The following is a 24,831-nucleotide window of genomic DNA, read 5'->3' as shown; positions in this document are numbered from 1 at the left end:
AATTAAAAAATAGGAGAGGAGGGCGGGTTTTCCCGCCCTTTTCCTAGTTAAAATACATTGACAGAAAACACATAGATGAGCAGCATGCCTAGAGCTCCGGCTCCTGCAGCATAGATTATTGCCGGGATCAGGTTTTTGCGAATAATTTTACCTTCCTGCCCCAAGTTACCCACCACGGCACAGGCCGCCACCACGTTATGAACGGCAACCATGTTGCCGATGGCACCACCAACTGCCTGCAGTGCCAGGATGATGGTGGTGGAAATTCCCAATGTTTCAGCTACGGAATACTGGAATCCGCCAAAGAGTAGATTGGAAACGGTGTTGCTGCCGGCAATAAAGGCGCCCAGCACACCCACAAAAGGTGAGACAAACGGCCAACCGGCGCCCACGACCTGGGACGCAAACCGAGACATGGTCAGAAGCATCCCGTCAATGCCGGCTTGGTTTACACCGGATTGGACAAGAATCCTCACCATCGCCACCGCGAACACCAGAGCGATGGTGGCGGGAATAAGCTGTTTAAAGGTGGTTTTCCAGGCATCCACCGCTTCAGAGCCTTTCATGCCATGCAGGAAAATGGTGAGAATGGCGACCAACACAAAGGGTACAATACCGGGAATCCACAGCGGCTCAAGCGTATAGTTCACACCGGGCTGTCCGAGAATACCTTCCCAAACCAGCCTCCAACTGCGCATCAGAGGCTGAAGTGTTTCGGTGGAAAGGCGGGTAATTAAAAGCAGTGCGGCAATAAGGATATATGGCAGCCAAGCCATACCCAGCGACATTTTACATTCCTGGGCACAGGCTGCTTCCACGTCGGCCTGTTCGCCCCAGTCTTCGTCCCACTCCGGTTCGTTGGGATTGGGGAAATCCCAGGTGTTCTTGGGCACCAAAAACCCCTTTTGTGCAGCAACAACAACAAAGGGCATGCCAATTAGAGCGCCCACAACCGAAGGCAATTCAGGTCCCACAAAATAGGCCATCAGGAAATAGGGAACGGTAAAAGCCAGACCGCCAAAAATGGCAAACGGGGCGGCTTCCAGCCCTTCTCTAAAGGATCTGTTTTTACCAAAGTAACGGGTCATCATGCAGATGGCCAGAAGCGGCAGGAATGTACCGAACACACCGTGAATCACTGCGGACCACACACCCACGTCATAAACAAATGTACCCATGGCCACAGCTTCCGGCAACAGGCCATCCACTGCATTACCGACACCGACAACAACAGGGGTTCCCACAGCACCGAAGGTAACCGAGGTGCTGTTAAAAATCAAAGCTATCATAGCCGCTGCCAGCGGCGGGAACCCAAGCACCATTAACAATGGAGCGGCCAGAGCGGCCGGAGTGCCGAAACCGGCGGCTCCTTCAATAAACGAGACAAAGATCCAGCCGATAATTATTGCCTGGACGCGGCGGTCTTTACTAATCCCGTAAAAACCCTGCTGAATGGCAATTATAGCGCCGCTGTTTTTTAATGTGTTTAAAAGTAAAATTGCTCCGAACACAATCAAGAGAATATTAAAGGCGCCAAGCGCCCCCTCGATAGTTGCCGCTGCAATACGCACTGGCTCCATCTGCCAGACACTAAGGGCCAAAATGGCTGCAAAGGCCCAGGCAATGGGCATGGCTCTTTTGGCGGGCCACATCAGGCCTGCCATTAAAAGTATGGTTAAAAGAATGGGCAAGAATGCAATCAAAGCTAACATGCCAACAGACATATTTCTTCCTCCTTTGGGGGGTTAATCATTTTTGTCAATAATATTCTGTCTTTTCCCCTGAAAAAGGGGGAGGTGGTAATCACCTCCGTGGCAGACATGGACCGTGCTAAAGATCGAACATTTTTCCGGGGTTCAGAATGTTATTAGGGTCAAAAGCCAGCTTAATTTTCTTCATTAAAGCAATTTCCGTTTCTCCGACAACCAGCGGCATATACTTTTTGCGTTTATGGCCAATGCCATGTTCACCACTGATTGTGCCACCCAACTCAGCCATTTTTTCATATAATTCAGTTAAAACCTGGGGCAGAGTTTCTTTCCAGACCTCAATTTCCGTTTCCGCTTTCTTAACGATGGTGGCATGCAGGTTGCCATCGCCGGCATGGCCGTAGCAGGGAATAAGGACATCATGCTTCTCGGAAAGCTCGGCCAAAAACGGCATTAACTTGGGAATCTGCGCAATGGGAACCACAATATCTTCCAAACTCTGCACCGGACTAATTGCTTTAAAGGCCTCAGCAATATTACGGCGCACTTTCCAGATTTTTTCCTGTGTATCAGGAGTTTCGGCGGCATACACCTCAATAACCCCGTTTTCCATCAGAAGTTCAGAAACTGCCATGGCTTCATCCCGGAGTTGATCTGGATTGGTGCCGTCCAGTTCTATAAGTAGTGCCGCATTCGTTTCTGGGTAAGGCATTTTTTCGCCCAGATAATCATGGGTGGTACTGATAGAAAGACGATCCATAAACTCTATTCCGGTGGGGATCAGGCGTCCTTTTGTCATAATCAGCGGCACTACATTGATGGCAGTTTCCACATCGGGAAACAGGGCCAGCAAATCTATTTTGGATGTGGGCAGCGGTAGCAGCTTAATAATGATTTTTGTGTAGATACCCAATGTCCCTTCGGAACCTACCATGAGCTGCACCATGTTATATCCGGTTACATCCTTTACCCGCTTTCCGCCGAATTCTACGATTTCTCCCGTTGGCAGCACCACTTCCAGCCCCATAATATAGCGGCCGGTCACACCGTATTTAATGGCCCGTCCGCCACCGGCATTCTCTGCGACGTTTCCGCCAACAAAGCAGGACTGTAAACTCATGGGATAACCGGCGAAAAATACTCCGTGGGGCGCAAGCATTTCATTGATGTCGTTTGTTACCACACCGGGCTCCACAACCACCATCAGATTATCCAGGTCTACTTCCAGAATGCGGTTCATGTTCTCCACCGAGAGCAGAATTCCGCCGTGAGCAGGAACACCGCCACCGGAGAGGCCGGTGCCGGCACCACGGGGGGTTACCGGGATGTTTTCCTCATTGGCCAGTTTCATAATGGCAGAAACCTCATCTGCCGAGCCCGGTTTCACCACAACATCCGGCATATGGGCATACTCTTTTTCCGCCAACTCATCATGTGAATAGTTTTCAAGTTTTTCTGCATCCCCGAAAATAACGTTCTTCTTACCTACGATTTCCTCTAAGCGGGAGACAATTTCCTGTGTAACAGGCTGATACATAAGTCTTCCTCCTTTAATCATCTCGATGGTCAGGTGGTCTGACCATCAGTCTTACTGATATATATTACGCTATAAACACACAAATTCCTGCTTTTTGTCTAAAAATTTTCTTTTTTCTTTTTTTTATTTACAGAAAGTAAAAAAGGCACGCTTATTCAGTTCCCTCAACGCGTGCTTTTGATACCGGTCTCCTTAGCAGCTTCGCAAACTGCGAAGCGTTATATTTTCCAATCGGTACAAAAAAACACGCCCGGTCAAGGCGTGTTTGTAACAGACTCAGTTATTTTGTGTTTTCGTTGATAAGCAGGGATTTGGCATGACGGATTTGTACTTCCACTTCACTTCTGGCGGTACCGCCCCGGCTCTGCCGTGCCTCCACACAGGCCTCCGGCGGCAGCATTTCTTTAGCGTCATCCTCAAAGTGGGAGCAGGCCTCCGTCAACTCCTCGGTGGTTAAATCCACCAACTGGCGGTTCTCTGCTACACACTTACCCACCAGTTGGCCCACCACCGCATGCGCTTCTCTAAAGGGCAGGCCTTTGCGCACCAGATAGTCGGCCAGATCGGTGGCACTGGCAAAATCCCGGGCCACCGCAGCATACATGCGTTCCTTGTTGGGCTCCACGGTGCGCAGCATGGCCGCATACAAACGCAGGCAAATCTTGATGGTGTCCACCGTATCAAAGAGGCCTTCCTTATCTTCCTGCATATCCTTATTATACGCTAAGGGCAGTCCTTTAAGCACCGTTAAAAGCCCCATCAGATGTCCGTAAACCCGTCCTGTTTTACCCCGCACCAACTCCGCCACGTCGGGGTTTTTCTTCTGTGGCATGATGCTGGAGCCGGTGGTAAAGGCATCGTCAAGGGTAATAAAGCCAAACTCCTGAGAATTCCAGATGATAATATCTTCACTGAGGCGGCTTAAGTGCGTCATCATAATGGCCGAATTACTTAAGAACTCCAGCACAAAATCACGGTCGCTCACCGCATCCATACTGTTTTCGTACAGCTTGGCAAAGCCCAACTCCGAGGCCACCATCTCCCGATCCACCGGGAAGGTGGTTCCGGCCAGGGCTCCGGCACCCAACGGCATCCAGTCGGCGCGGCCGAAGCTGTCCAGAAAACGTTCCCGATCCCTTTGCAGCATCCAGAAATAGGCCAAAAGATGGTGGGCAAAGAGTACCGGCTGTGCCCGCTGCAGATGGGTATAGCCGGGCATCACCGCATCCAGGTTATCCTCAGCCAGGTTTACCAACGCTTCCTGCAGATTGCCGATTAGGGCCACCGTCTCCAGGATTTCTTTTTTCACATACATGTGCATATCCAAAGCCACCTGGTCGTTTCTGGACCGCCCGGTGTGCAATTTGCCCCCCACCGGCCCAATTTTCTCAGTCAGGCGTTTTTCCACATGCATATGAATGTCTTCCAGGGCCAGGGAAAACTCCACTTCCCCCCGGTCCATTTCCTCTTTGATAACCGCCAGGCCCGCCAGGATTTGTTCTGCTTCATCGCCGCAGATAATTCCCTGGTTGGCCAACATGCGGCAGTGTGCCATACTTCCGCGGATATCTTCTTCATAGAGACGCTTGTCAAAAGGAATGGAAGCATTAAACTCCTCCACCAGGGCGTCTGTTTCTTTGGCAAATCTTCCTCCCCAAAGTTTCACGGCATTACCCCCGTTTTTTTTCGTTTTCCAGCAAACCCTGTACTTTCAGGGGCAGGCCAAACAGGTTAATAAACCCTTCGGCATCGCGTTGGTCATAAATCACATCTTCACCGAAGGTGGCCAAATCTTCCCGGTAGAGGGAATGGGGCGATTTACGGCCCGCCACCGTCATATTCCCCTTATAGAGCTTAACACGCACAGAACCGGTGACATTCTGCTGCGTACGGTCAATAAAGGCATCCAACGCCTCCCTTAGTGGTGTATACCACTGTCCATAGTACACCAGCTCACCGTATTTAACGCCGGCAATTTCTTTAAAATGCATGGTTTCCCGGTCCATGGTAAGGCATTCCATTTCCTTATGGGCAAAATAGAGCAATGTGCCGCCGGGAGTCTCATATACCCCGCGGGACTTCATTCCCACCAGACGGTTTTCCACCATATCCACCCGGCCCACGCCGTGACGGCCGGCAATGGTATTTAGCTCGGCTAAAAGCTCCACCGGCCCCATAGCTTTGCCGTTTAAACTAACAGGCACGCCCTTTTCAAAGCCGATCTCCACATATTCGGCCTTATCCGGCGCATCCTCCGGGTCCACGGTGAGAATAAACATCTCTTTTTCCGGTTCACTGTCAGGGTCTTCCAGGATACCCCCTTCGAAGCTGAGGTGCCAGATATTGCGATCCATGCTGTAAGGCTTGTCCTTGGTCACCGGCAGGGGAATGCCGTGCTTTTCGGCGTAATCAAAAGCATCATCGCGGGAGCGGATCTCCCATTCCCGCCAGGGAGCCACAATCTTTAAGTGCGGCGCCAGCGCTTTGATGGTTAGCTCAAAGCGGACCTGGTCGTTACCTTTGCCGGTGGCACCGTGAGCGATGGCATCGGCCCCTTCCTTGGCCGCCACCTCCACCAAACGCTTGGCAATGGCCGGACGGGCAATGGCTGTGCCCAGGAAGTACTTTTCTTCATACAGGGCCCCGGACTTAACCATGGGGAAGACAAAATCCCGGACAAACTCTTCCCGCACATCTTCTATGTAGAGTTTGCTGGCCCCCGACTTCATTGCTTTTTCATGCAGCGGTTCCAACTCCTCGCCCTGGCCCACATCCGCCGCCATGGCCACCACTTCGCAGTTGTATTTTTCCTTCAGCCAGGTAATGGCGATGGACGTATCCAGTCCGCCGGAATAGGCTAAAATTATCTTTTTCATCTGTAAACCTCCATTTCCGTTAATGCTTTCTGAAATAATTCCTTAAACAAGCGCACAGATGCCTCGCCGCCGCTTGAGAGAATTTCCACGTTGGTTTGGGAAGTCTTTTCTTCCCGAAGCAAACCTTCTTTTTTTAATATTCGTGCCAGCTGTTTTACCGTACCCAGATTGCCGTCTACAAACTTCACATCGGCGGGCAAAATACCGGCCAGGGCGCGGCGTAAAAACAGGTAATGTGTACATCCCAAAACCACAGCAGACACTCCGGTTAAATCTGCTCCGGCAAATAATTGAGCCAGGGCGCGCTCCACTGCAGGCCCTTCCGTCTCTCCCCGCTCCACCATCTCCACCAGGCCGGGGCAGGGCAGGACAATAACATTGCTTTCATCGGCACCGCAGCGGTCACATAAGGCCTTAAACTTTTCCTCTTTCAAGGTAAGCGGTGTGGCCATCACCAATACTTTACCGCCGCCGGCCAAAGCAGGTTTCACCGCCGGCTCCATACCAATCACCGGAATGGGGAGCATTTCACGCAGCACATGAACCGCCGCACTGGTGGCGGTATTGCAGGCTACAACCAGTGCTTTGCACCCTTGCCTACACAGCATCTCTGCGGCCTGCACACTTAAGTTGCGCACATCCTCCACCGGCCGGGAACCGTAGGGGGCGTGGGCCGTATCACCAAAATACAGAAATGACTCATTGGGCAGACACTTTACCGCCGACGCCAATACCGTCAGCCCGCCTGCCCCCGAATCAAAAAAGCCAATAGGTTTATCCGCTAAAACATCTTTGTTCATAGGCACCTACAGTACTTCGTATTTACTGACACAGGTTACATTACTTTAGCCATAATCGCTTTTTGCACATGTAAGCGATTCTCAGCCTGGTCAAAAACAGCGGACTGCTCACCCTCCATGACGCTCTCGGTAATTTCTTCACCGCGGTGCGCCGGTAAACAGTGCAGAACCATGGCCTCATCATTGGCAACCTTCAGCAGCTCATCATTGACCTGGTATGGCTTAAAGATCCTGATTCTGGAAATATGTTCATCTTCCTGACCCATGCTGGCCCAAACATCGGTATAAACAACATCGGCATTTTTCACCGCTTCCTGCGGGTTATCGGTTAAGGTCACCGTGGTGCCGCCGATTTTAGCGTTAGTCTGGGCTGCGGCCACAATATCTTTAGGGCATTCATATCCCTTAGGCGAGGCCACCGCCACATTCATCCCAAATTTACTGCAGGCCAAAAGCAGCGAGTTGGCTACATTGTTACCGTCACCCACATAGGCCAGCTTCAGTTTTTTCAGGGATCCTTTGCGCTCCATTACCGTCATCAGATCTGCCATGGCCTGGCAGGGATGCAGCAGGTCGGTGAGGCCGTTTATTACCGGGATATCGGCAAAACTGGCTAACTGCTCCACCTCGCCATGGTCAAAAGTACGAATCATTATACCGTCCAGATAACGGGAAAGAACTCTGGCTGTATCTTTAATAGGTTCGCCACGACCGATTTGCAGATCATTGGCACTTAAAAACAGAGCAGTTCCGCCCAACTGATACATGCCTACTTCAAAAGATACCCGGGTCCGGGTGGAAGCTTTCTGAAAAATCATCCCCAGTGTTTTACCACGCAACAGGTGATGTTCCTTCCCTTCCTTATGCTGGGCCTTTAATTGAATGGCAAAATCCAGAATCTCAGCAAGCTCTTCTCTGAAAAAATCATTGACCGCCAGAAAGTCGCGTCCGCGCAGATCACTCATATTATTCAACCCCTTATTGTTATTAACATTTCATGCCATACTCCTGGAAAAAAACACCGCATAATACTCCTGATGAAGTATTATTCTTCCCATATGTTGGAGTATTCACCGCCAAAGCCATTTTTCCTTCCAGAATTACATGTCTTTGCCGGGTAAGCCTGGAACTATTAATTAGTCCAACCTGGCAAGCACTCTCTGCAGCACGTTTACCGCCGCATCGATATGCTCTTCCTCTACAATAAGCGGTGGCAGAAAACGCAGGGTTTTTCCCCCGATACAGTTAAGTAAAAGACCTTCCTTTTGGCAGTCACTGGCCACTTTAGCGCCGTCACCGGAAATCTCCAGGCCGATAAACAGCCCCAGGCCACGAAGTTCCACTTTATTTGCATACGTTAATTCCTGTAGACGGTCCATGAAATATTGGCCCACCTTCTGCACATGCTCCAGGAATCCGTCTTCACCCAGCACCTGCAATACTGCACCGGCGGCGGCGCATACCACCGGATTGCCGCCAAAGGTGGAAGCATGATCGCCGGGCACCAGTGTATCCGCCGCCGCGCCCCTGGCCGCCATTACTCCAATGGGTAGTCCTCCGCCCAAACCTTTGGCCAGGGTGTACACATCCGGCTCCACGCCGTAATTTTCATAAGCCAAAAGCTTGCCGGTGCGGCCGATACCGCTTTGTACTTCATCAAAAATAAGTAATAGCCCATGCTCATCGCAAAGCTTGCGCAATCCCTGTAAAAACTCGGGCTGGGCAGGGTAGACGCCGCCTTCGCCCTGGATCGGCTCCACCAGAATAGCACAGGTATTTTCATTTACCAAAGCGGCAAATGAATCAAGATTGTTATATTCAGCATAATGGAATCCTGCCACCATGGGTTCAAAGCCCTGATGATACTTGGGCTGAGCTGTGGCGGTAATGGCCGCCAGTGTCCGTCCGTGAAAAGACCGCTGGGCGGTGATGATTTCATGGGCACCACAGCCCCGGGTAGCTTTGCCGAACTTGCGGGCCAGCTTGATGGCCGCTTCATTGGCTTCCGCCCCACTGTTACAGAAAAATACTTTGTCGGCGCACGACTGGGCAACCAACTGCTCCGCTAAACGAATCTGTGGTTCTGTGTAATACAAATTAGAAGTGTGCATCAGTTTTTCAGTCTGCCGCTTTACCGCCTCCACCACCGTGGGGTGGCAGTGGCCCAGGTTGTTTACAGCCAGGCCGCTGACAAAGTCCAGAAAGCGGTTTCCCGCCTCGTCCCAGACATAAACTCCTTCGCCCCGCTTGATAAACAGCGTTGCATCGGGCTGACGGTTATAGGTGTTAATAATATACTTTTGTTCTTTGTTTTTTAAATCCATAGGTTCCTCCTAACCGGTTACCATGGTACCGATACCGTGATCTGTAAATATCTCCAGCAATAAGGAATGGGGAATCCGTCCATCCACAATGTGAGTGCGCTGCACTCCATGCTCCAGGGCAGTGAGGCAGGACTCAACCTTGGGAATCATGCCCTTGTTGATCTTTCCTTCCTCAATCATCTCCAGCGCTTTGGCCCGAGGCAGCGAAGAAATGAGAGATTTGGGGTCGTCAGGGTCGGCAAAAATCCCTTCTACATCAGTTAAGAGCATCAGTTTCTCCGCCGCCAGTGCCGCCGCCAGCTCTCCGGCAACATGATCGGCATTAATATTTAAGCTTTCCCCTTCCAGGCCCACACCCACCGAAGCAATTATGGGGATGTAGCCCTGCCTGCTCAGGGTATGAATCACGTCGGGGTTCACTTTGGTGATATCTCCCACATACCCTAAATCCACCAGCTGGCCGCTGCCGTTTAACTGCTCGGGGGGCCGGCGACTGGCCACCAGCAGGTTGGAATCCTTGCCGGAAAGGCCCACTCCTTTGCCGCCATACTGGTTAATATAACTGACAATTTCCTTGTTTACTTTACCAACCAGCACCATTTCCACCAGTTCCATGGTTTCTGCGTCGGTGACCCGCAGGCCGTTGGCAAAAACAGCTTCTTTGCCCAAACGGTCCATCAGGTGCGTTACTTCCGAACCGCCGCCATGGACCACAATGGGGTTAAGACCGATATATTTCAAAAGAATAATGTCCATCATCACCGATTTTTTAAGTTCCTGCGACACCATGGCCTGCCCGCCGTACTTTATTACAAAGGTTTTATCGGCGAAGGTCCGCAGGTAGGGCAATGCCTCAATAAGCACCTCCGCCTTGCCGATAAGTTTATCCATTTCAAACTTGGTCAAATTACTCTCCTCCTCATTCTCACTCACCCGTTAATTACCTTATTTTTGGTCGCGCTTCTAAGAGCGATAGCTGGCATTAATTGTAACATACTCATAACTTAAATCAGATCCCCAGGCGGTGACTGTTTCCTCCCCCATGCCCAGGTCCACTCTGATGGTAATGTCTTTATGCTTTAAGATCTCTTTGGCATGGTCCTCATCAAAGTGCAGGCCCTGGCCGTCTTTTGTGACCTGCAGGTCGCCAAGCCAGATATTAACCCGCTCCGGGTAGAACTCAACATCGGTCTGGCCCATGGCGGATACAATCCGTCCCCAGTTGGCATCTTCACCAAAAAAGGCGGTCTTTACCAGATTGGAATCCAGGATTCCCATGGCCAGCGTTTTCCCGTCCAAAAAGGAAGCGGCATGCTCAATCCGGACTTCCAGAAACTTGGTGGCGCCTTCCCCGTCGCGGACAATTTTTTGCGACAGTTCGGTATTTACCCGCTGCAGCACTTCCACAAAACGCTGGTAATCCTGGTTTTCTGAGGTGATTTCCGCATTCCCGGCCAAGCCGTTGGCCAGCATCACCGCCATATCGTTGGTGCTGGTGTCGCCGTCTACCGTAATCAGGTTGTAGGACCGGTCCACCGTATATTTCAGTGCCTTCTGCAAAAGTTCGGTTGAAATGGCACAATCGGTGGTGATAAAGGCCAGCATGGTGGCCATGTTGGGATGAATCATTCCCGAACCCTTGGCGATGCCGCCCACTGTCACTGTTTCGCCACCAATTTGCACCTCATAGGCAACCTCTTTGGAGATCAAATCGGTGGTCATAATAGCCTCCGCAGCATCAGGCCCACCCTGGGGTGAAAGGCTTTTGGTTACCTGACGGATACCTGCATCCACAATCTCCATGGGCAGGTACTGCCCGATAACGCCGGTGGAGGAAACAACCACTTCGCCGGGATCAATGGAGAGCATCTCCGCTGTAAGAGCCGCCATCCGGCGGGCATCCTGCAGACCTTGCTCACCGGAGCAGGCATTGGCGTTGCCGCTGTTACAGATTACAGCCCTGGCCTTACCGTTTTGCAGATTCTCACGGCTGACAATCACCGGTGCGGCCTGAAAACGGTTTTTTGTAAACGTCCCCGCAGCTTTGGCGGGAACTTCAGAATATATTAAAGCTAAATCCTTTTTATTTTTCTTAATGCCACAGTGGATTCCCGCTGCGGAAAATCCTCTGGCTGCAGTTACATTGCCTTCTACTTTATTAAATACCATTAAACAGGCCCTCCTTATTTCAAACCGGTCTCTTCCGGCCATCCCATCATCAGGTTCATATTTTGTACAGCCTGGCTTGCTGCACCTTTCATCAGGTTATCTATAGCGGACAGAACAATCAGGCGCCCGGTGCGCTCTTCCAAACGCAGGGAAATGTCGCAGAAGTTACTGCCGCTGACAAACTTGGTTTCCGGCAAGGCAGGAGCTTTTAGCAAACGGATAAACGGCTCATCACCATAATGCTTCTCAAACAGGCTCCAGATTTCAGTTTCACTTAGCTTACCACTTGTTCGCAGATATATGGTGGAAAGAATGCCGCGAATCATGGGTACCAGATGCGGCGTAAAGGTTACCAGCACCTGCTCTTTTGCCACCGCCGCCAACTCCTGCTCAATCTCGGGAGTATGCTGATGTCCCGCCACTTTGTAAGCCTTAAAATTCTCTGTGCATTCAGGAAAATGAAAAGGCAGCTTGGGTGAGCGGCCGGCTCCCGATACGCCGGACTTGGCATCCACGATAATATCCTGCGGATCCACTACCCCTTCAGCCAAAAGAGGTTTTAGAGCAAGGAGCACGCTGGTGGGATAACAGCCGGGATTAGCCACCAAATCAGCTTTTTTAATCTGCTGGCGGTTTACTTCCGGCAAACCGTAGACGCTGTTGGCCAAAAGCTGGGGCTGGTTGTGCTCATAACCGTACCAGTCAGCATACAAACCGCCGTCCTTCAGCCGGAAATCACCGCTTAAGTCCACAACTTTTTTACCTGTGGACACCAACTGCGGAACCGTATCCACCGAAAGCCCGTGGGGCAGAGCGCTAAAAATAAAATCACACTCAGCCACTTTATCCATATCCGGCTTTTCCAGGGTCACATCCACAACAGACCTAAACTGAGGATAAACGTCGCTAAGCCGTTGGCCGGCAAAACTCTCCGAAGTAAGATAAGTTGGTTGCACATGGGGATGACGGGCCAAAATACCTGCCAGCTCCCGTCCGGTATACCCGGTTGCACCAATAATCGCCACTTTTAACATATCCAAACACCTTCCTTACCACACAAAGATTAAAAAAAGATACAAAAAAACCTCTTCATCCCAAAGGACGAGAGGCATCTCGCGGTACCACCTTTATTGGCCATAAGCCCACTTAACCCGTCTATAACTTCATAAACGGTTTGCGATAACGGGCAGACCCGGCGTGGCCTACTGGGCAAATGCCGTTGGGCACGCAGCTCAGGGGTGCGCTTCAGAATACCTTTCGTACCGGGCTCACACCAACCCCGGCTCGCTTTACTTCCGGTAAACCTACTCTCCCCGTCACAGCCTTACTGTATCTGTAGCTAATCTAAATCTATAGCTTAAAGATTAACATTGGGCCCAGAAAAAGTCAAGGCTCAAAATACAAAAACAGGCCGGAAATTTCCGGCCTGTTTCTTAATTTACACGTTTTTCTTTGCCCTGCCACTCTCTCTCACGCAAGACATATTTTTTGATTTTCCCTGTGGATGTTTTGGGCAGATCGCCAAATTCCACTGACTTCGGGCACTTATAACGGGCAATATTATCGCGGCAGTATTGAATTATTTCTTCTTCTGTGGGGTCTGTTCCCGGCTTGGGCACCACAAATGCTTTGGGCACCTCGCCCCATTTCTCATCGGGGATGGCGACAACGGCCACTTCCTGCACATGGGGGTGCCGGAAAAGCAAATGTTCCAGTTCCACCGTGGAGATGTTTTCACCGCCGGAAATAATGATATCCTTCTTGCGGTCTTTAATTTCTATATAACCATCGGGATTCATCACCGCTAAATCACCGCTGTGGAACCAGCCACCTGCAAATGCTTCTTCGGTGGCATCCGCATCATTAAAGTAGCCCTTCATCACATTGTTGCCCCGCATCACCACTTCGCCCATGGTCTGCCCGTCCGCCGGCACATCATTCATACTGCTGTCCACCACCCGCATCTCCAGGGCGGTAATATAGGGAACTCCCTGCCGGGACTTGATTCTGGCCCGATCATTAATGGCTAAGGTATCCCATTCGGGCTGCCAGGCGCAGATGCTGTGGGGCCCATAAGTCTCGGTGAGGCCGTAAACATGAATAATTTCCGCCCCTATATCCTCCACATTGCGAATAACGGTGGGAGACGGCGGAGCACCGGCGGTAACAATATGCAGTTTGCGTTTAAGTCTTAACTCCTTAGCCGCGGGATCATTGGCCATGGTAATCAGCACGGTGGGTGCCGCACAGAAATGGGAAACGCCTTCTTCTTCAATAAGAGTATAAATTTCTTTGACAACCACGGAGCGCAGACAGATATGCATCCCGCCTACCGCAGTCACACCCCAGGTAAAGCACCAGCCGTTACAGTGGAACATGGGCAGCGTCCACAGATAGTTGGTATAAACATTCATCTGTGATTCCAACGCTTCTCCCAACGCGTTCAGGTATGCGCCCCGGTGGGAATACATAACCCCTTTGGGTAAGCCGGTGGTGCCGCTGGTATAGTTGATGGAAATGGTTTGGTTTTCGTCCTCTAAAGAAACGGGAATGTCCTCGGGGCTGCCCGTGGCCAGAAAGTTTTCATACAGCGGACCGGGCAGCTCCTCTCCGTCACTGCAATCCCGGATATTGACAATTGTTTTGACACTTTCCAGCTCATCCACAATGGGCTCAATGACGTGGGAAAAGGCCGTATCCACAAAAAGTATTTTTGCGCCGGAATGATTAAGAATATAGGCCACTTCCCGGGAAGAAAGACGAATATTAATGGCCACCAGGACTGCTCCCGCCAAAGGAACACCGTAATGCGCATCCAACAGCGGCGGAATATTGGGTGCCAAAAAAGCCACCCGATCCCCTTCGTTGATACCCGCACCCTTAAGTGCGCTGGCCAGTCTGTTGGCCCGCTGGTTAAATTCTTTGTATGTTATACGCTGCTCACCGTGCAGTACTGCAGTCTTCTCGGGATAAACAAACGAACTGCGGCGCAAAAAATTCAGCGGAGTCATTGGAGTATAAGACACATTAACCATCAGCCTTCTCCTCCTTCTATATTTCTTTATACTGCCGGGAAACTATAGCGCTTCACAGATAGCGATGCTGCTAAGGAAACCGGTATCGAAAAGCACGCGCCTAAGGGAACCGAATAAGCGTGCCTTTCTTATATAACATATTTATTCGGTTCGAAAAAAAAATATCCTGCCCACCTGATGCAATATTTAGAATTTTTCCACAAATTGCGCCGGAGCAGGACGGAAATATCCGCATCCTGCTCACATAGGTATGTTTTGCTGTTGAGATGGAGACGATTGTTCCTGCTTTTGCCGCCTGCTACGCACAAGAAGAACGACAATCCTGTAACACACAAAGGCCATGGCCAAAACAAGAATCATAGCAAACACCAGGATTGACTGGGCCAGCCAGACCGGCAGCATCTCCGCATCCACCGCAGGCAGTGCCACAGGTTCCGCCTCACCGTTAATCACTTCCTGCCCTTCTTCTTCCGGCATATAACTGTCTGTGCGGGCACCGCCGGGAGGATTCATTTGAATCGGGTCCGGCAATGGCGAGCCGGGCCCTGCCGCTGATTTGGCCTGACTGCCCACGGCCATATCCGCACCTGCAGTATCAAGCTGCCTGATAACCGCCTCAAGTGCTGAATCCTCGCTCAAGTCCAGCCGGTTATTTGTAACGTTTATATATGCACCAGACAATCCGCCGCTTCGTAAGTTGCTCACAAGCGGGGATAAATCACTGATATTGTTATCAGAGAGATTGAGTACCTGTAAACGGGTCAACCCGGCCACAGGAGAAAGGTCACTGATCTCGTTATAATAGGCCACAAGCTGCTCCAGGCCGCCCAGATTGCGCAGCGGGGAAAGATTTTGGATACGGTTTTCCCCCACATTCAGCCGGGTTAAATTGGTCAGGCCGGATAAGGCAGAGATATCAGAAAGATTATTGCCCTCCAGGCTCAGGTAGGTAAGATTGCTAAGATTCCGCAAAGAAGTAAGGTCGGTAATCCGGTTTTGCTTTAAACTGAGGCTTTCCAGCCGGGTCAGTCCTGCCAACGGAGAAAGGTTTGCGATATTATTTCCTGCCAGATCCAACCGGGTTAAATTAACGGCATGCTCCAGGCCGCGCAGGTCCCGGATATCCTTCTTTTGCGCCACCAGCGTAGATAACCTGGCCAAATCACCGGTGGTCAGGGGGCTGCCCCACTCCCGCAGGGCTTCGCGCACCGCTTCCTCCAGAGCCGCATCGGGAAACTCAACAACAGTCTCCGCCGCAGCCGTTGACGCAATTGCCAAAAGCAACACTAACAACACTCCCACCATCAGCCGCTTGTAAACCACAGCCACACCCCCCTCCGTAAAGTATATCAAACATTGCACCAAATTTCACCACTTTTGTTAAATAACGAACTTGCGAGGCTACGGGGCCCCTCTACAAGTACAGGCAACTTATCGAATTGCAAAATTTTGCATGGTTTGTGCGAAAAAAGGTCCGTCCCCGATTTGCAGCCACATTGAAAGAAGAGCATCCCACATGGGATGCTCTTCGGTGATTTTACAGAGGGATGTTACCGTGTTTTTTGCGGGGACGGTCTTCCTGCTTGTTGGCCAGCATTTCCAGGCTCTTGAGCAGGTGTTTGCGGGTTTCACGGGGATCGATTACATCATCCACCCAACCGCGGGCGGCGGCGATGTACGGGTTGGAATACTTGTCACGGTATTCCTGTACACGGCCGGCACGCTCAGCTGCCGGGTCGTCTGCGTTTTCAATTTCTCTGCGGTAAACAATGTTGGCCGCACCTTCCGGACCCATAACGGCAATTTCAGCTGTGGGCCAGGCCAATGCCAGGTCGGCACGCAGGCAGCGGGCACTCATGGCAATGTAGGAACCACCGTATGCTTTACGCAGGATAACGGAAATTTTCGGCACGGTGGCCTCCGAGTAAGCATAGAGAAGCTTTGCACCGTGGCGGATGATACCGCCGTATTCCTGAGTAACGCCGGGCAGGTATCCGGGAACATCCACAAATGTTACCAGGGGAATGTTGAAGCAGTCGCAGAAGCGGACGAAACGGGCAATTTTGTCCGAAGAATCGATATCCAGCACACCGGCCATCACTTTGGCCTGGTTACCGATGATACCTACGGATTTGCCACCCAGGCGGGCAAAGCCCACCACAGCATTTTGCGCAAAGGTTTCATGCACTTCCAGGAATTTGCTGCCGTCCACCACGCGCTTGATAATTTCCCGCACGTCATAGGGCTTGTTGGGATTGTCAGGCACCAGGGTTACCAACTCGGAAGCATCCAGGGTGGGTTCTTCCGAAGCAACGGCGGGAGTATCCTCCAGGTTATTGGAGGGTAAGTACGACAGTAGCTCACGCAGCTTATCGATACACTCCGTTTCATCTGCTGCTTTAAAATGGGCTACACCGCTGGTGGTGTTATGGGTATTGGCGCCGCCCAGATCTTCTGAGGAAACCTCTTCGCCGGTTACCGCTTTAATAACCTGCGGTCCGGTGATAAACATCTGGCTAGTGTTTTCCACCATGAAGATGAAATCGGTAATGGCCGGAGAATACACCGCTCCACCGGCGCAGGGCCCCATAATAACAGAAATCTGGGGGATTACACCGCTGGCAATGGTGTTGCGGTAAAAGATTTCACCGTAACCGTTTAATGCTTTAACACCTTCCTGAATCCGGGCTCCGCCGGAATCGTTTAAGCCGATGCAAGGAGCGCCGGTTTTCATAGCCAGGTCCATCACTTTGCAAATCTTGGCCGCATGCATTTCACCCAAAGAACCACCGGCAACGGTGAAGTCCTGGGCGTAGACGTAAACCGGACGTCCGTTTACAGTACCATATCCGGCAACCACGCCTTCGCCGGGGTTGCTTTTGCCCACATCATCGGCGTTGTCCAACCCGGTCTGCACAAAAACATCGGTCTCCACAAAGCTGTCTGCATCCAAAAACGCATGGAGGCGTTCTCTGGCCGTCTGCTTCCCCTTTTGATGCTGGGCGTCAATACGTTTTTCGCCGCCGCCCATTTCTACTAATTTTCTGCGTTCCTGAAGAAGATTCAGTTTATCTTCCATCTTAACACCTCCTAATCTTCGCGTTCACACAATTCAATCAATGTGCCATGTGTTTCTTTGGGATGGAGAAAGGCAATCTTGGCACCGCCGGCACCTATGCGGGGCTTTTCATCGATGAGACGCACGCCGGCTTCCTTTAGGGCCGCCAGTGATGCTTCGATATTTTCCACCCTAAAAGCAATATGCTGAATCCCTTCACCTTTGGCGGCAATATATTTGGCCACCGGGCCATCCGGGTCGGTGGATTCCAACAATTCCACTTCACTGTCTCCGGTGGGCAGAAAAGCCACTTTGACCTTCTGTTCTTCCACCACTTCAGTTTCAGTAATTTTAAGGCCCAACAGATTTTCATAGAGCTTCTTGGATTCTTCAATGCTCTTTACCGCAATGCCGATATGATCAATTTTTTTGATCATCATTTCTCCTCCCCTGCAAAAGATTATACTCTTTCCTTGATATACTTGACAATATCTTCTGTGGAGGTGCCCGGCGTAAATATTTCCGAAATTCCCGCCTCTTTCAGGTAAGGAATGTCATCAGTGGGAATTACGCCGCCTCCAATTACCATTACATCCGCTGCATCCTGTTCACGTAAAAGCTGCACCACAGGAGGGAACAGCTGCATGTGGGCTCCGCTTAAGCTGCTTAAACCCACAACCTGTACGTCTTCCTGGATGGCTGTTTCCACGATTTGCTCCGGTGTCTGCCGCAATCCGGTATAGATTACCTCCATGCCTGCATCACGCAGCGCCTGTGAGATCACTTTGGCGCCGCGGTCATGACCGTCGAGGCCGGCTTTGGCAATAAGAACCCTGATTCGTTGCTCGCTCATATTATTCTTTCGCCTCCTTGAGGTTTTACAGCATCACTTGTTGCTGGTACTCACCAAATACCTCGCGCAAAATCCCACAGATTTCACCCAAAGTTGCATATACCTTCACCGCTTCAATGATGGCAGGCATAATGTTATCACTGGACTGAGCCACACTGCGCAGGTTACGCAGCGCTTCAGCCACCTGCCGCTGGTCACGGTTCTCCTGCAGTTTTTTCAGCTTGTCAACCTGGCTGTCCGCCACGGCGGGATTAACCTTCAGCAGATCTTTGGGAGCTTCCGCCTCGGTGATAAATTTGTTAACACCGATTACTACCCGCTCACCGGTCTCAATTTGCCGCTGATAGGTGTAGGCGCTCTGCTGAATTTCCTTCTGCATAAAGCCCTTTTCAATGGCGTCAACCGCACCGCCCATGCCGTCAATCTTTTCGATATATGCGGCGGCATCCTGCTCAATCTGGTCGGTCAATGCTTCGATGTAGTATGAACCGCCCAACGGATCTACTGTATCGGTTACACCGGGTTTCATAGCCGATGACCTGCTGGGTGCGCAGGGCAATCAGCACTGAATGCTGGCTGGGCAGGGCCAATGCCTCGTCACGGGAGTTGGTGTGCAGAGACTGAGTGCCTCCCAATACTGCTGACATGGCCTGGTATGCCACCCGCATAATATTGGTGTCAGGCTGCTGAGCTGTCAGAGAACAACCGGCTGTCTGGGTGTGGAAGCGCAGCATCAGGGACTTGGGATTCTTGGCCCCGAAGCGCTCTTTCATGATCTTGGCCCACAGGCGACGTGCTGCTCTGAACTTTGCCACTTCTTCAAAGAAGTTCAGGTGTGCATTAAAGAAGAAGGACAGGCGCGGAGCAAAATCATCCACATCCAGGCCCGCTTTAATGGCCGCATCCACATAAGCAATGCCGTCTGCCAGTGTGAAGGCGATTTCCTGTACCGCAGTGGAGCCTGCTTCACGGATATGATACCCGGAAATGGAGATGGTGTTCCAGTTAGGCACATTTTTCGCGCAATAGGCAAAAATGTCGGTGATTAAGCGCATGGAGGGGTGGGGCGGGAAAATATAGGTGCCCCGAGCCACATATTCTTTGAGAATATCGTTTTGGATGGTTCCGGTCAACTGTTCCGGGGATGCTCCCTGCTTTTCGCCCAGGGCGATGTACATGGCAAGAATTACTGCAGCCGGAGAGTTAATGGTCATGGAAGTACTTACTTTGTCCAGCGGAATGCCGTCAAAAAGGATTTCCATATCCTGCAGCGAGTCAATGGCCACACCCACTTTACCCACTTCACCGCGGGCCAGGGGATGGTCGGAGTCATAACCAATCTGTGTAGGCAGGTCAAAGGCCACAGATAGGCCGGTCTGCCCCTGATTTAACAGGTACTTAAACCGCTCATTGGTCTCTTCGGCGCTGCCGAAACCGGCATATTGGCGCATGGTCCAGAGACGGCCGCGATACATGGTGGGCTGAACGCCCCGGGTGTATGGATATTCGCCGGGAAAACCCAGATCCTCTTCATAAGAGAGTTCACCGATTTCCGCCGGAGAATATAGACGCTCCACCGGCACATTGGAGTCGGTTTTGAAGTCCTTACGCTCAGGAAACCTTTCCAGCTTGGCCAGGACCTTTTTCTCCCAGTCTTCTTTTTTAATGCGAAGTTTCTTTACATTCTCTTGTTCAAACAAGCGCGTTTCCTCCTCACTTATCTTTTTAAAGCTTCGGCAAGCAGATCGGGAACCTGGAAAGGCAGCTCCGCCACAGGCACTCCCGCTGCGTTTAAGGCTTTGACTTTGCCCTCAAAGGTACCTTTACCCCGTTCAATGATGGCGCCGGCATGACCCATCCGTTTTCCGGGAGGTGCACTCTTACCGGCAAGGTAAGCTACAACAGGCTTGGTGATATTGGCTTTAATAAATTCCGCCGCTTCTTCCTCTGCGCTGCCGCCGATTTCACCAACCATGATAATGGCCTTGGTTTCCGGATCTTTTTCCATTTCCTGCAGCACATCAATAAAGTTCAGGCCCACCACACGGTCGCCGCCCAGGCCCACCACAGTGGATGTGCCATAGCCTGCCGCAGTCAGGTTACCCACGATTTCGTAACACAGTGTTCCACTACGGGAAACTACACCGATGTCACCGGGCACAAAAAACTGGTTGGGCATAATGCCGATTTTACACTTACCGGAAGATACAACACCGAATGTATTGGGTCCGGCCACAACGGTGCCGCGACTCTTGGCAAAGGCCATAATTTCCATGGCATCCTGGACCGGAATGTGCTCAGGCAGCATTACCAATACTTTCACGCCGGCATCGATGGCTTCAAACGCCGCATCCTTGGCAAAAGGTGCGGGAATAAAAAGGATGGAGGCATCGATGCGATGCTTTTCCACCGCGGCAGCAACGGTATCATATACCGGAATGCCGTCCAATTCCTGACCGCCTTTACCCGGTGAAACACCGGCCACCACTTTGGTCCCGTACTTCACCATCTGACGTGTGTGGAAAGATCCCTGGTTACCGGTCATGCCCTGCACCAGGACTTGTGTGTCGTCATATAAATAAATTGCCATAACTCTTACCCCCTAATTACCTTTGGCGATTTCCACAGCTTTGGATGCTGCTTCATGCATAAACTGATAAGCTTCAATGCCAACCTCTTTTAAGATTGCGCGACCTTCATCTTCGTTGGTGCCCACCAGGCGGATTACAACCGGGACAGGAATACCAATGTTCTTCTTCACGTAGGCAAAAGCGTTGGCCACATCATCACAACGGGTAATACCGCCAAAAATGTTAATCAGGATGGCCTTGGGGTTCTTGGAAAGCAATAACTCCAATGCTTTGGAAGTCTGCTCGATCCCGGCTCCGCCGCCGGCATCCAGGAAGTTGGCGGCTGACCCACCATAGTACTGAATTAGATCCAGCGTGGCCATGGTGATACCGGCACCGTTGGCCATTACAGCAATGTTGCCCTCCAACTCAACGTAGGACAGGCCAAGAGCGTGGGCTTTCTTTTCAGCATCGGTCCGCTCTTCCACCACCGGCAGATCCTTATGACGGAACAGGGAATCATCATCAATGGTCACCTTGGCATCGGCGGCAATTACGTTCTCGCCACTGATGACCAGCGGGTTGATTTCAGCCAGTTCGGCATCCAGTTCCACATACAGCTTGTACAACTTCAGCAGGATACCCTGAATCTGCTTGGCAATGCCACCGGTTACACCAAGACGCCGGGTAATGTCGCGGGTCATGTAGGGCTGCATACCAATGGTCACATCCAAAGTCTGGCGAACCATATGTTCTTCCGGCACTTCCTCAATATCCATGCCGCCCTGGGCGGAAGCCAGGATAATGGGTTTTCTGGCGGCACCATCTACGGTGATGGCCAGATAGAACTCTTTGTCAATCTGCAGCTTCTGTTCTACCAGCACCTTGTCTACGGTGAAACCGCACAACTCACTGCCCAACAACTTTGCGGAAAATTCACGGGCTTCGGCCGGGTCATCGGTAAATCCGATTCCTCCCGCCTTACCTCTTTTACCGCTTAGCACCTGGGACTTTACAACTACGGAACCGATCTTTTCTGTTAAGGCAGCAGCTTCTTCCGGAGTGGATGCCACACCGCCCTCGGGGACAGGAATGCCATATTTGGCAAACTGCTCCTTCCCCATGTACTCATAGAGCTTCATACTATTACTCCTCCCTTTCTCTCTGTTTATATTGCAAGCACTGTTACATGCTGGCCTTGTATTTTTTTAACTTATTGTATAGCGTAGCCAGGGAAATATTTAAAGCCTGCGCTGCCTTCTTCTTTCCTTCCAGTGATTCGCCGTACCGGGCCAATGCGGCTTTGAGCATCATCTGCTCCATTTTATCCAGAGGAACAATTTCTGTACACTGAGTAGTTTCTGCATTTGTAAACTGCCCAATGTACGGTGAAAAATGCTGACGCCCGATAACTTCCGTCTCCACCGAAACCATGGCCCGCTCAATTACATTCTCCAATTCCCGGATGTTTCCGGGCCAGTCATAACCGGACAACAACTGTAGAGCATCGGGGGCTACACCGCGCACCTTTTTGCCCAGCTTGCGGTTAAGTTTGCCGATGAAGTGTTCCACCAATACGGGAATATCCTCGCGGCGCTGCCGAAGAGGCGGTAAATTCAACTCGATTACATTCAACAGAAAATACAGTTCTTCGCGGAAACGCCCTTTGCGCACCAGCGATTTCAAATCAATGTTTGTGGCGGTAATTACCCGCACATCGGAGCGGATTGTTTCGCTGCCGCCCACCCGTTCAAACTCTTGGTCCTGCAGAAGGCGCATCAGTTTCCCCTGCAGATACGGGTTCATCTCGCCGATTTCATCCAAAAACAGCGTGCCGCCGTTGGCCAACTCCACCTTACCCAGTTTGGTTTTTACCGCCCCGGTAAATGCGCCCTTTTCATGGCCAAACAACTCACTTTCCAAAAGTTCTTCCGGTACCGAGGCGCAGCCGATTTTGATAAACGGCTTGCCGCGCCGCTGACTGGCCTGATGAATAGCATGGGCATACAGCTCCTTACCGGTGCCGCTTTCCCCGGTTAACAGAACCGGCGAATCACTTTTGGCCGCTTTCTTGGCCATGTCGATGGTGGCGGCAAATACCTTGCTGGATCCGGTGAGGTCGTCAAAGGTGTATTTACTGCCGGTAATCTGATCAATTTTGGCATACAGATTCTCAATGATGGTGGTACTCTTCTGCAGTTCGTCCATCAGCTTGAGAATATCGGTAATGGGCTGAAAAACTACCACTGCGCCTTCCACTTCACCCTCCACCAGAATGGGGGCGGCGTTGGAAATAACTTCAACCCCGGAGCCGCCTACTTTGGAACGGTAGCCCACCACCGGCTTCTGCTTGACCAAAGCCTGGGCCAAAGCACCATGGGGAGAGGCCTCAAAGATATTCTTTCCAACCCGCTGTGCTTCCGGGATACCGGTTACACGTGTAAATGCCGGGTTAGTATACTTGATAAGTCCTGAATTATCTGCCACTTCAATGGCTTCCTGCACAGAATTAAGTATGGCCCACAATTCACTCTTTAGTTTTTTAACCTCAAGCAGCTCTTCTTTGGCTTGCAAAATAGACATGAGGAGATTGCCGGCCAAAGCTTCCATCACCGCAGTACCCTGGTGTTTGAGCTTATGGATTTTTCGCTGCACTTCGCTGCTTCCCGTTGCTTCAATAATCACATCAATTTCAGGTTTGGTTACCAACTCTTCCAGGCTATCGGTAACAAACACCTTATCTTTGCGGGCAAGTATCATTCCGGGAGAAGCCAGGTTAATGTCTGCAACGCCAATGATTTGGATGTTGTCGATTTCCCGTAAAACACGGTAAACCGAACTGCCTTCACCGCCTGCGCCCACCACTGCAACTTTAATTTTTGACAATAAAATCATCCCCTCGGAGTTCTCTTTTAGAATATTCGTAAAAATTAGAAGAATTCCTGCTAGAAGTTAAAGTTTTTCTTTATTGGCTCAAAATACAAACCTATGTTATAATATTTGGAGTATGTCTCGCTTGTAATCTAACAGGTTGGAGGACCCCATGCAGGTATTTGCATTAATTGGCGCCAGCGGCACAGGAAAGTCCCACCGGGCTTCCTATCTGGCCTTTAAACACAATATTCCCCTCATCATCGATGACGGCTTGCTAATTCACGGCAGTCAGGTAATGGCCGGCAAATCTGCCAAACGGGAAGCCACCAAAATCGGCGCTGTTAAACGTGCCATTTTTCATGATGATAAACACGCCTTGGAAGTAAAAGCAGAAATTAAACGAGCAGGGGCAGATAAAATCCTTATCTTAGGCACCTCTGTAAAAATGGCACACCGTATTGCAGAGCGCCTGAACCTGCCTGCTCCCCAAAAAATCATTACCATTGAAGAAATTGCTTCCCCCCGGGCCATAAATAAGGCACGGGAGCTGCGCAGCAAAGAAAACCGGCATGTAATTCCCATTCCCACCTTTGCCATCAAAAAAGATTTTCCCGGATACTTAATAGACCCGCTACGATCTTTTTGGGGCAAGAATCATCGCGAAGATACTAAAAAAGTGGTAATTGAACGCTCCATTGTCCGCCCCATTTACAGCTCCCTGGGACGCTTCTACATCGCCGAGCATGTAATTTCTGAAATGGTTGGTTTTGTGGCGGCAAAGGTGCCCGGCGTCTCCCGAATCCGCAAAATTGAAGTAATCTCTAAACCGGACGGAGCCTCTCTGGAAATTGAGGTTAACATTTACTACCGGCAAAATATTCCTCAGGTCCTGCAGGAAGTGCAGCGCGTAGTTAAAGAAGTCATTGAACACCTGACCGGGTTCAACCTGCACTCAATCCAGGTTACCGCACGCCGCATTGATTTGCCTGCGGACCTGCAAGATGAGCCAACCGCCTAAAAGTTACT

19 protein-coding genes, 1 pseudogene and 1 other annotated feature are annotated in these 24,831 nt (G+C 51.0%); of the genes and pseudogenes, 1 reads left to right on the top strand and 19 read right to left on the bottom strand.

What is annotated here, in order from left to right:
- Positions 1 to 47: 47 nt before the first annotated feature.
- From DEALDRAFT_RS09065 to DEALDRAFT_RS08975, 19 genes and pseudogenes are all read right to left on the bottom strand, one after another.
- Positions 48 to 1,724: an L-lactate permease gene (locus DEALDRAFT_RS09065; protein WP_008516786.1), complete on the bottom strand. Its 1,677-nt coding sequence runs from the start codon at positions 1,722 to 1,724 to the stop codon at positions 48 to 50.
- Between the two features lie 106 nt (positions 1,725 to 1,830).
- Positions 1,831 to 3,246 (bottom strand): FAD-binding oxidoreductase, encoded by a 1,416-nt coding sequence (locus tag DEALDRAFT_RS09060; protein WP_008516785.1) that lies wholly within the window; start codon positions 3,244 to 3,246, stop codon positions 1,831 to 1,833.
- 280 nt (positions 3,247 to 3,526) lie between these two features.
- On the bottom strand, positions 3,527 to 4,912 hold the full coding sequence (gene argH, locus DEALDRAFT_RS09055; protein WP_008516784.1) for an argininosuccinate lyase: 1,386 nt from the start codon (positions 4,910 to 4,912) through the stop codon (positions 3,527 to 3,529).
- Between the two features lie 4 nt (positions 4,913 to 4,916).
- Positions 4,917 to 6,122 carry an argininosuccinate synthase gene (locus DEALDRAFT_RS09050; protein ID WP_008516783.1) on the bottom strand — a complete coding sequence of 402 codons (1,206 nt, stop codon included), beginning with the start codon at positions 6,120 to 6,122 and terminating at the stop codon, positions 4,917 to 4,919.
- The gene (gene murI / locus DEALDRAFT_RS09045) at positions 6,119 to 6,922 is read right to left on the bottom strand and encodes a glutamate racemase (RefSeq protein WP_008516781.1); all 804 of its coding nucleotides are present in this window, start codon (positions 6,920 to 6,922) and stop codon (positions 6,119 to 6,121) included. The genes DEALDRAFT_RS09050 and murI overlap by 4 nt, the downstream gene beginning before the upstream one ends.
- Before the next feature lie 35 nt (positions 6,923 to 6,957).
- On the bottom strand, positions 6,958 to 7,887 hold the full coding sequence (gene argF / locus DEALDRAFT_RS09040) for an ornithine carbamoyltransferase (protein ID WP_008516780.1): 930 nt from the start codon (positions 7,885 to 7,887) through the stop codon (positions 6,958 to 6,960).
- A gap of 171 nt (positions 7,888 to 8,058) precedes the next feature.
- Positions 8,059 to 9,246: an acetylornithine transaminase gene (locus DEALDRAFT_RS09035; RefSeq protein WP_008516779.1), complete on the bottom strand. Its 1,188-nt coding sequence runs from the start codon at positions 9,244 to 9,246 to the stop codon at positions 8,059 to 8,061.
- Between the two features lie 9 nt (positions 9,247 to 9,255).
- Positions 9,256 to 10,137, bottom strand: coding sequence for an acetylglutamate kinase (gene argB, locus DEALDRAFT_RS09030; protein ID WP_040378825.1), 882 nt, complete (start codon positions 10,135 to 10,137; stop codon positions 9,256 to 9,258).
- A 72-nt stretch (positions 10,138 to 10,209) separates the two neighbouring features.
- Entirely contained in the window at positions 10,210 to 11,415 is a 1,206-nt protein-coding gene (gene argJ / locus DEALDRAFT_RS09025) for a bifunctional glutamate N-acetyltransferase/amino-acid acetyltransferase ArgJ (RefSeq protein ID WP_008516777.1), read from the bottom strand.
- 14 nt (positions 11,416 to 11,429) lie between these two features.
- Positions 11,430 to 12,449, bottom strand: a complete 1,020-nt coding sequence (gene argC / locus DEALDRAFT_RS09020; RefSeq protein WP_008516776.1) for an N-acetyl-gamma-glutamyl-phosphate reductase — start codon at positions 12,447 to 12,449, stop codon at positions 11,430 to 11,432.
- Between the two features lie 60 nt (positions 12,450 to 12,509).
- Positions 12,510 to 12,744 (bottom strand) — a binding site (T-box leader).
- Positions 12,745 to 12,848: 104 nt separating this feature from the next.
- Positions 12,849 to 14,450 carry an acyl--CoA ligase family protein gene (locus DEALDRAFT_RS09015; RefSeq protein WP_008516775.1) on the bottom strand — a complete coding sequence of 534 codons (1,602 nt, stop codon included), beginning with the start codon at positions 14,448 to 14,450 and terminating at the stop codon, positions 12,849 to 12,851.
- A 240-nt stretch (positions 14,451 to 14,690) separates the two neighbouring features.
- Positions 14,691 to 15,779, bottom strand: coding sequence for a leucine-rich repeat domain-containing protein (locus tag DEALDRAFT_RS16045; protein WP_008516774.1), 1,089 nt, complete (start codon positions 15,777 to 15,779; stop codon positions 14,691 to 14,693).
- 208 nt (positions 15,780 to 15,987) lie between these two features.
- Entirely contained in the window at positions 15,988 to 17,529 is a 1,542-nt protein-coding gene (locus DEALDRAFT_RS09005; protein ID WP_008516773.1) for an acyl-CoA carboxylase subunit beta, read from the bottom strand.
- A gap of 11 nt (positions 17,530 to 17,540) precedes the next feature.
- Entirely contained in the window at positions 17,541 to 17,945 is a 405-nt protein-coding gene (gene mce, locus DEALDRAFT_RS09000) for a methylmalonyl-CoA epimerase (protein WP_008516772.1), read from the bottom strand.
- Positions 17,946 to 17,968: 23 nt separating this feature from the next.
- Positions 17,969 to 18,361 (bottom strand): cobalamin B12-binding domain-containing protein, encoded by a 393-nt coding sequence (locus DEALDRAFT_RS08995; protein ID WP_008516771.1) that lies wholly within the window; start codon positions 18,359 to 18,361, stop codon positions 17,969 to 17,971.
- Between the two features lie 25 nt (positions 18,362 to 18,386).
- Positions 18,387 to 20,061, bottom strand: a pseudogene (locus DEALDRAFT_RS08990) (acyl-CoA mutase large subunit family protein).
- A gap of 17 nt (positions 20,062 to 20,078) precedes the next feature.
- Positions 20,079 to 20,951, bottom strand: coding sequence for a succinate--CoA ligase subunit alpha (gene sucD / locus DEALDRAFT_RS08985; protein ID WP_008516768.1), 873 nt, complete (start codon positions 20,949 to 20,951; stop codon positions 20,079 to 20,081).
- Positions 20,952 to 20,963: 12 nt separating this feature from the next.
- The gene (gene sucC, locus DEALDRAFT_RS08980; protein WP_008516767.1) at positions 20,964 to 22,073 is read right to left on the bottom strand and encodes an ADP-forming succinate--CoA ligase subunit beta; all 1,110 of its coding nucleotides are present in this window, start codon (positions 22,071 to 22,073) and stop codon (positions 20,964 to 20,966) included.
- Between the two features lie 43 nt (positions 22,074 to 22,116).
- On the bottom strand, positions 22,117 to 23,826 hold the full coding sequence (locus DEALDRAFT_RS08975) for a sigma 54-interacting transcriptional regulator (RefSeq protein ID WP_008516765.1): 1,710 nt from the start codon (positions 23,824 to 23,826) through the stop codon (positions 22,117 to 22,119).
- A 148-nt stretch (positions 23,827 to 23,974) separates the two neighbouring features.
- On the opposite strand from DEALDRAFT_RS08975, the gene DEALDRAFT_RS08970 reads away from it, so the two are divergent.
- Positions 23,975 to 24,823 (top strand): Asp23/Gls24 family envelope stress response protein, encoded by an 849-nt coding sequence (locus DEALDRAFT_RS08970; protein WP_008516764.1) that lies wholly within the window; start codon positions 23,975 to 23,977, stop codon positions 24,821 to 24,823.
- The last annotated feature ends 8 nt before the right edge of the window (positions 24,824 to 24,831 follow it).

The sequence above is a fragment of the Dethiobacter alkaliphilus AHT 1 genome (assembly GCF_000174415.1).
Taxonomy (GTDB): domain Bacteria; phylum Bacillota; class Dethiobacteria; order Dethiobacterales; family Dethiobacteraceae; genus Dethiobacter; species Dethiobacter alkaliphilus.
The sequence above is the reverse complement of the archived record's forward strand: the minus strand, read 5'-3'. Positions and strand labels throughout refer to the sequence as shown.

What these genes read in the sequence shown, in the direction of transcription:
- DEALDRAFT_RS09065 (WP_008516786.1), bottom strand. Translation starts at nt 1,724, where the DNA reads ATGTCTGTTGGCATGTTAGCTTTGATTGCATTCTTGCCCATTCTTTTA.
- DEALDRAFT_RS09060 (WP_008516785.1), bottom strand. Translation starts at nt 3,246, where the DNA reads ATGTATCAGCCTGTTACACAGGAAATTGTCTCCCGCTTAGAGGAAATC.
- DEALDRAFT_RS09050 (WP_008516783.1), bottom strand. Translation starts at nt 6,122, where the DNA reads ATGAAAAAGATAATTTTAGCCTATTCCGGCGGACTGGATACGTCCATC.
- murI (WP_008516781.1), bottom strand. Translation starts at nt 6,922, where the DNA reads ATGAACAAAGATGTTTTAGCGGATAAACCTATTGGCTTTTTTGATTCG.
- argF (WP_008516780.1), bottom strand. Translation starts at nt 7,887, where the DNA reads ATGAGTGATCTGCGCGGACGCGACTTTCTGGCGGTCAATGATTTTTTC.
- DEALDRAFT_RS09035 (WP_008516779.1), bottom strand. Translation starts at nt 9,246, where the DNA reads ATGGATTTAAAAAACAAAGAACAAAAGTATATTATTAACACCTATAAC.
- argB (WP_040378825.1), bottom strand. Translation starts at nt 10,137, where the DNA reads ATGGATAAACTTATCGGCAAGGCGGAGGTGCTTATTGAGGCATTGCCC.
- argJ (WP_008516777.1), bottom strand. Translation starts at nt 11,415, where the DNA reads ATGGTATTTAATAAAGTAGAAGGCAATGTAACTGCAGCCAGAGGATTT.
- argC (WP_008516776.1), bottom strand. Translation starts at nt 12,449, where the DNA reads ATGTTAAAAGTGGCGATTATTGGTGCAACCGGGTATACCGGACGGGAG.
- DEALDRAFT_RS09015 (WP_008516775.1), bottom strand. Translation starts at nt 14,450, where the DNA reads ATGGTTAATGTGTCTTATACTCCAATGACTCCGCTGAATTTTTTGCGC.
- DEALDRAFT_RS09005 (WP_008516773.1), bottom strand. Translation starts at nt 17,529, where the DNA reads ATGGAAGATAAACTGAATCTTCTTCAGGAACGCAGAAAATTAGTAGAA.
- mce (WP_008516772.1), bottom strand. Translation starts at nt 17,945, where the DNA reads ATGATCAAAAAAATTGATCATATCGGCATTGCGGTAAAGAGCATTGAA.
- DEALDRAFT_RS08995 (WP_008516771.1), bottom strand. Translation starts at nt 18,361, where the DNA reads ATGAGCGAGCAACGAATCAGGGTTCTTATTGCCAAAGCCGGCCTCGAC.
- sucD (WP_008516768.1), bottom strand. Translation starts at nt 20,951, where the DNA reads ATGGCAATTTATTTATATGACGACACACAAGTCCTGGTGCAGGGCATG.
- sucC (WP_008516767.1), bottom strand. Translation starts at nt 22,073, where the DNA reads ATGAAGCTCTATGAGTACATGGGGAAGGAGCAGTTTGCCAAATATGGC.
- DEALDRAFT_RS08975 (WP_008516765.1), bottom strand. Translation starts at nt 23,826, where the DNA reads ATGATTTTATTGTCAAAAATTAAAGTTGCAGTGGTGGGCGCAGGCGGT.
- DEALDRAFT_RS08970 (WP_008516764.1), top strand. Translation starts at nt 23,975, where the DNA reads ATGCAGGTATTTGCATTAATTGGCGCCAGCGGCACAGGAAAGTCCCAC.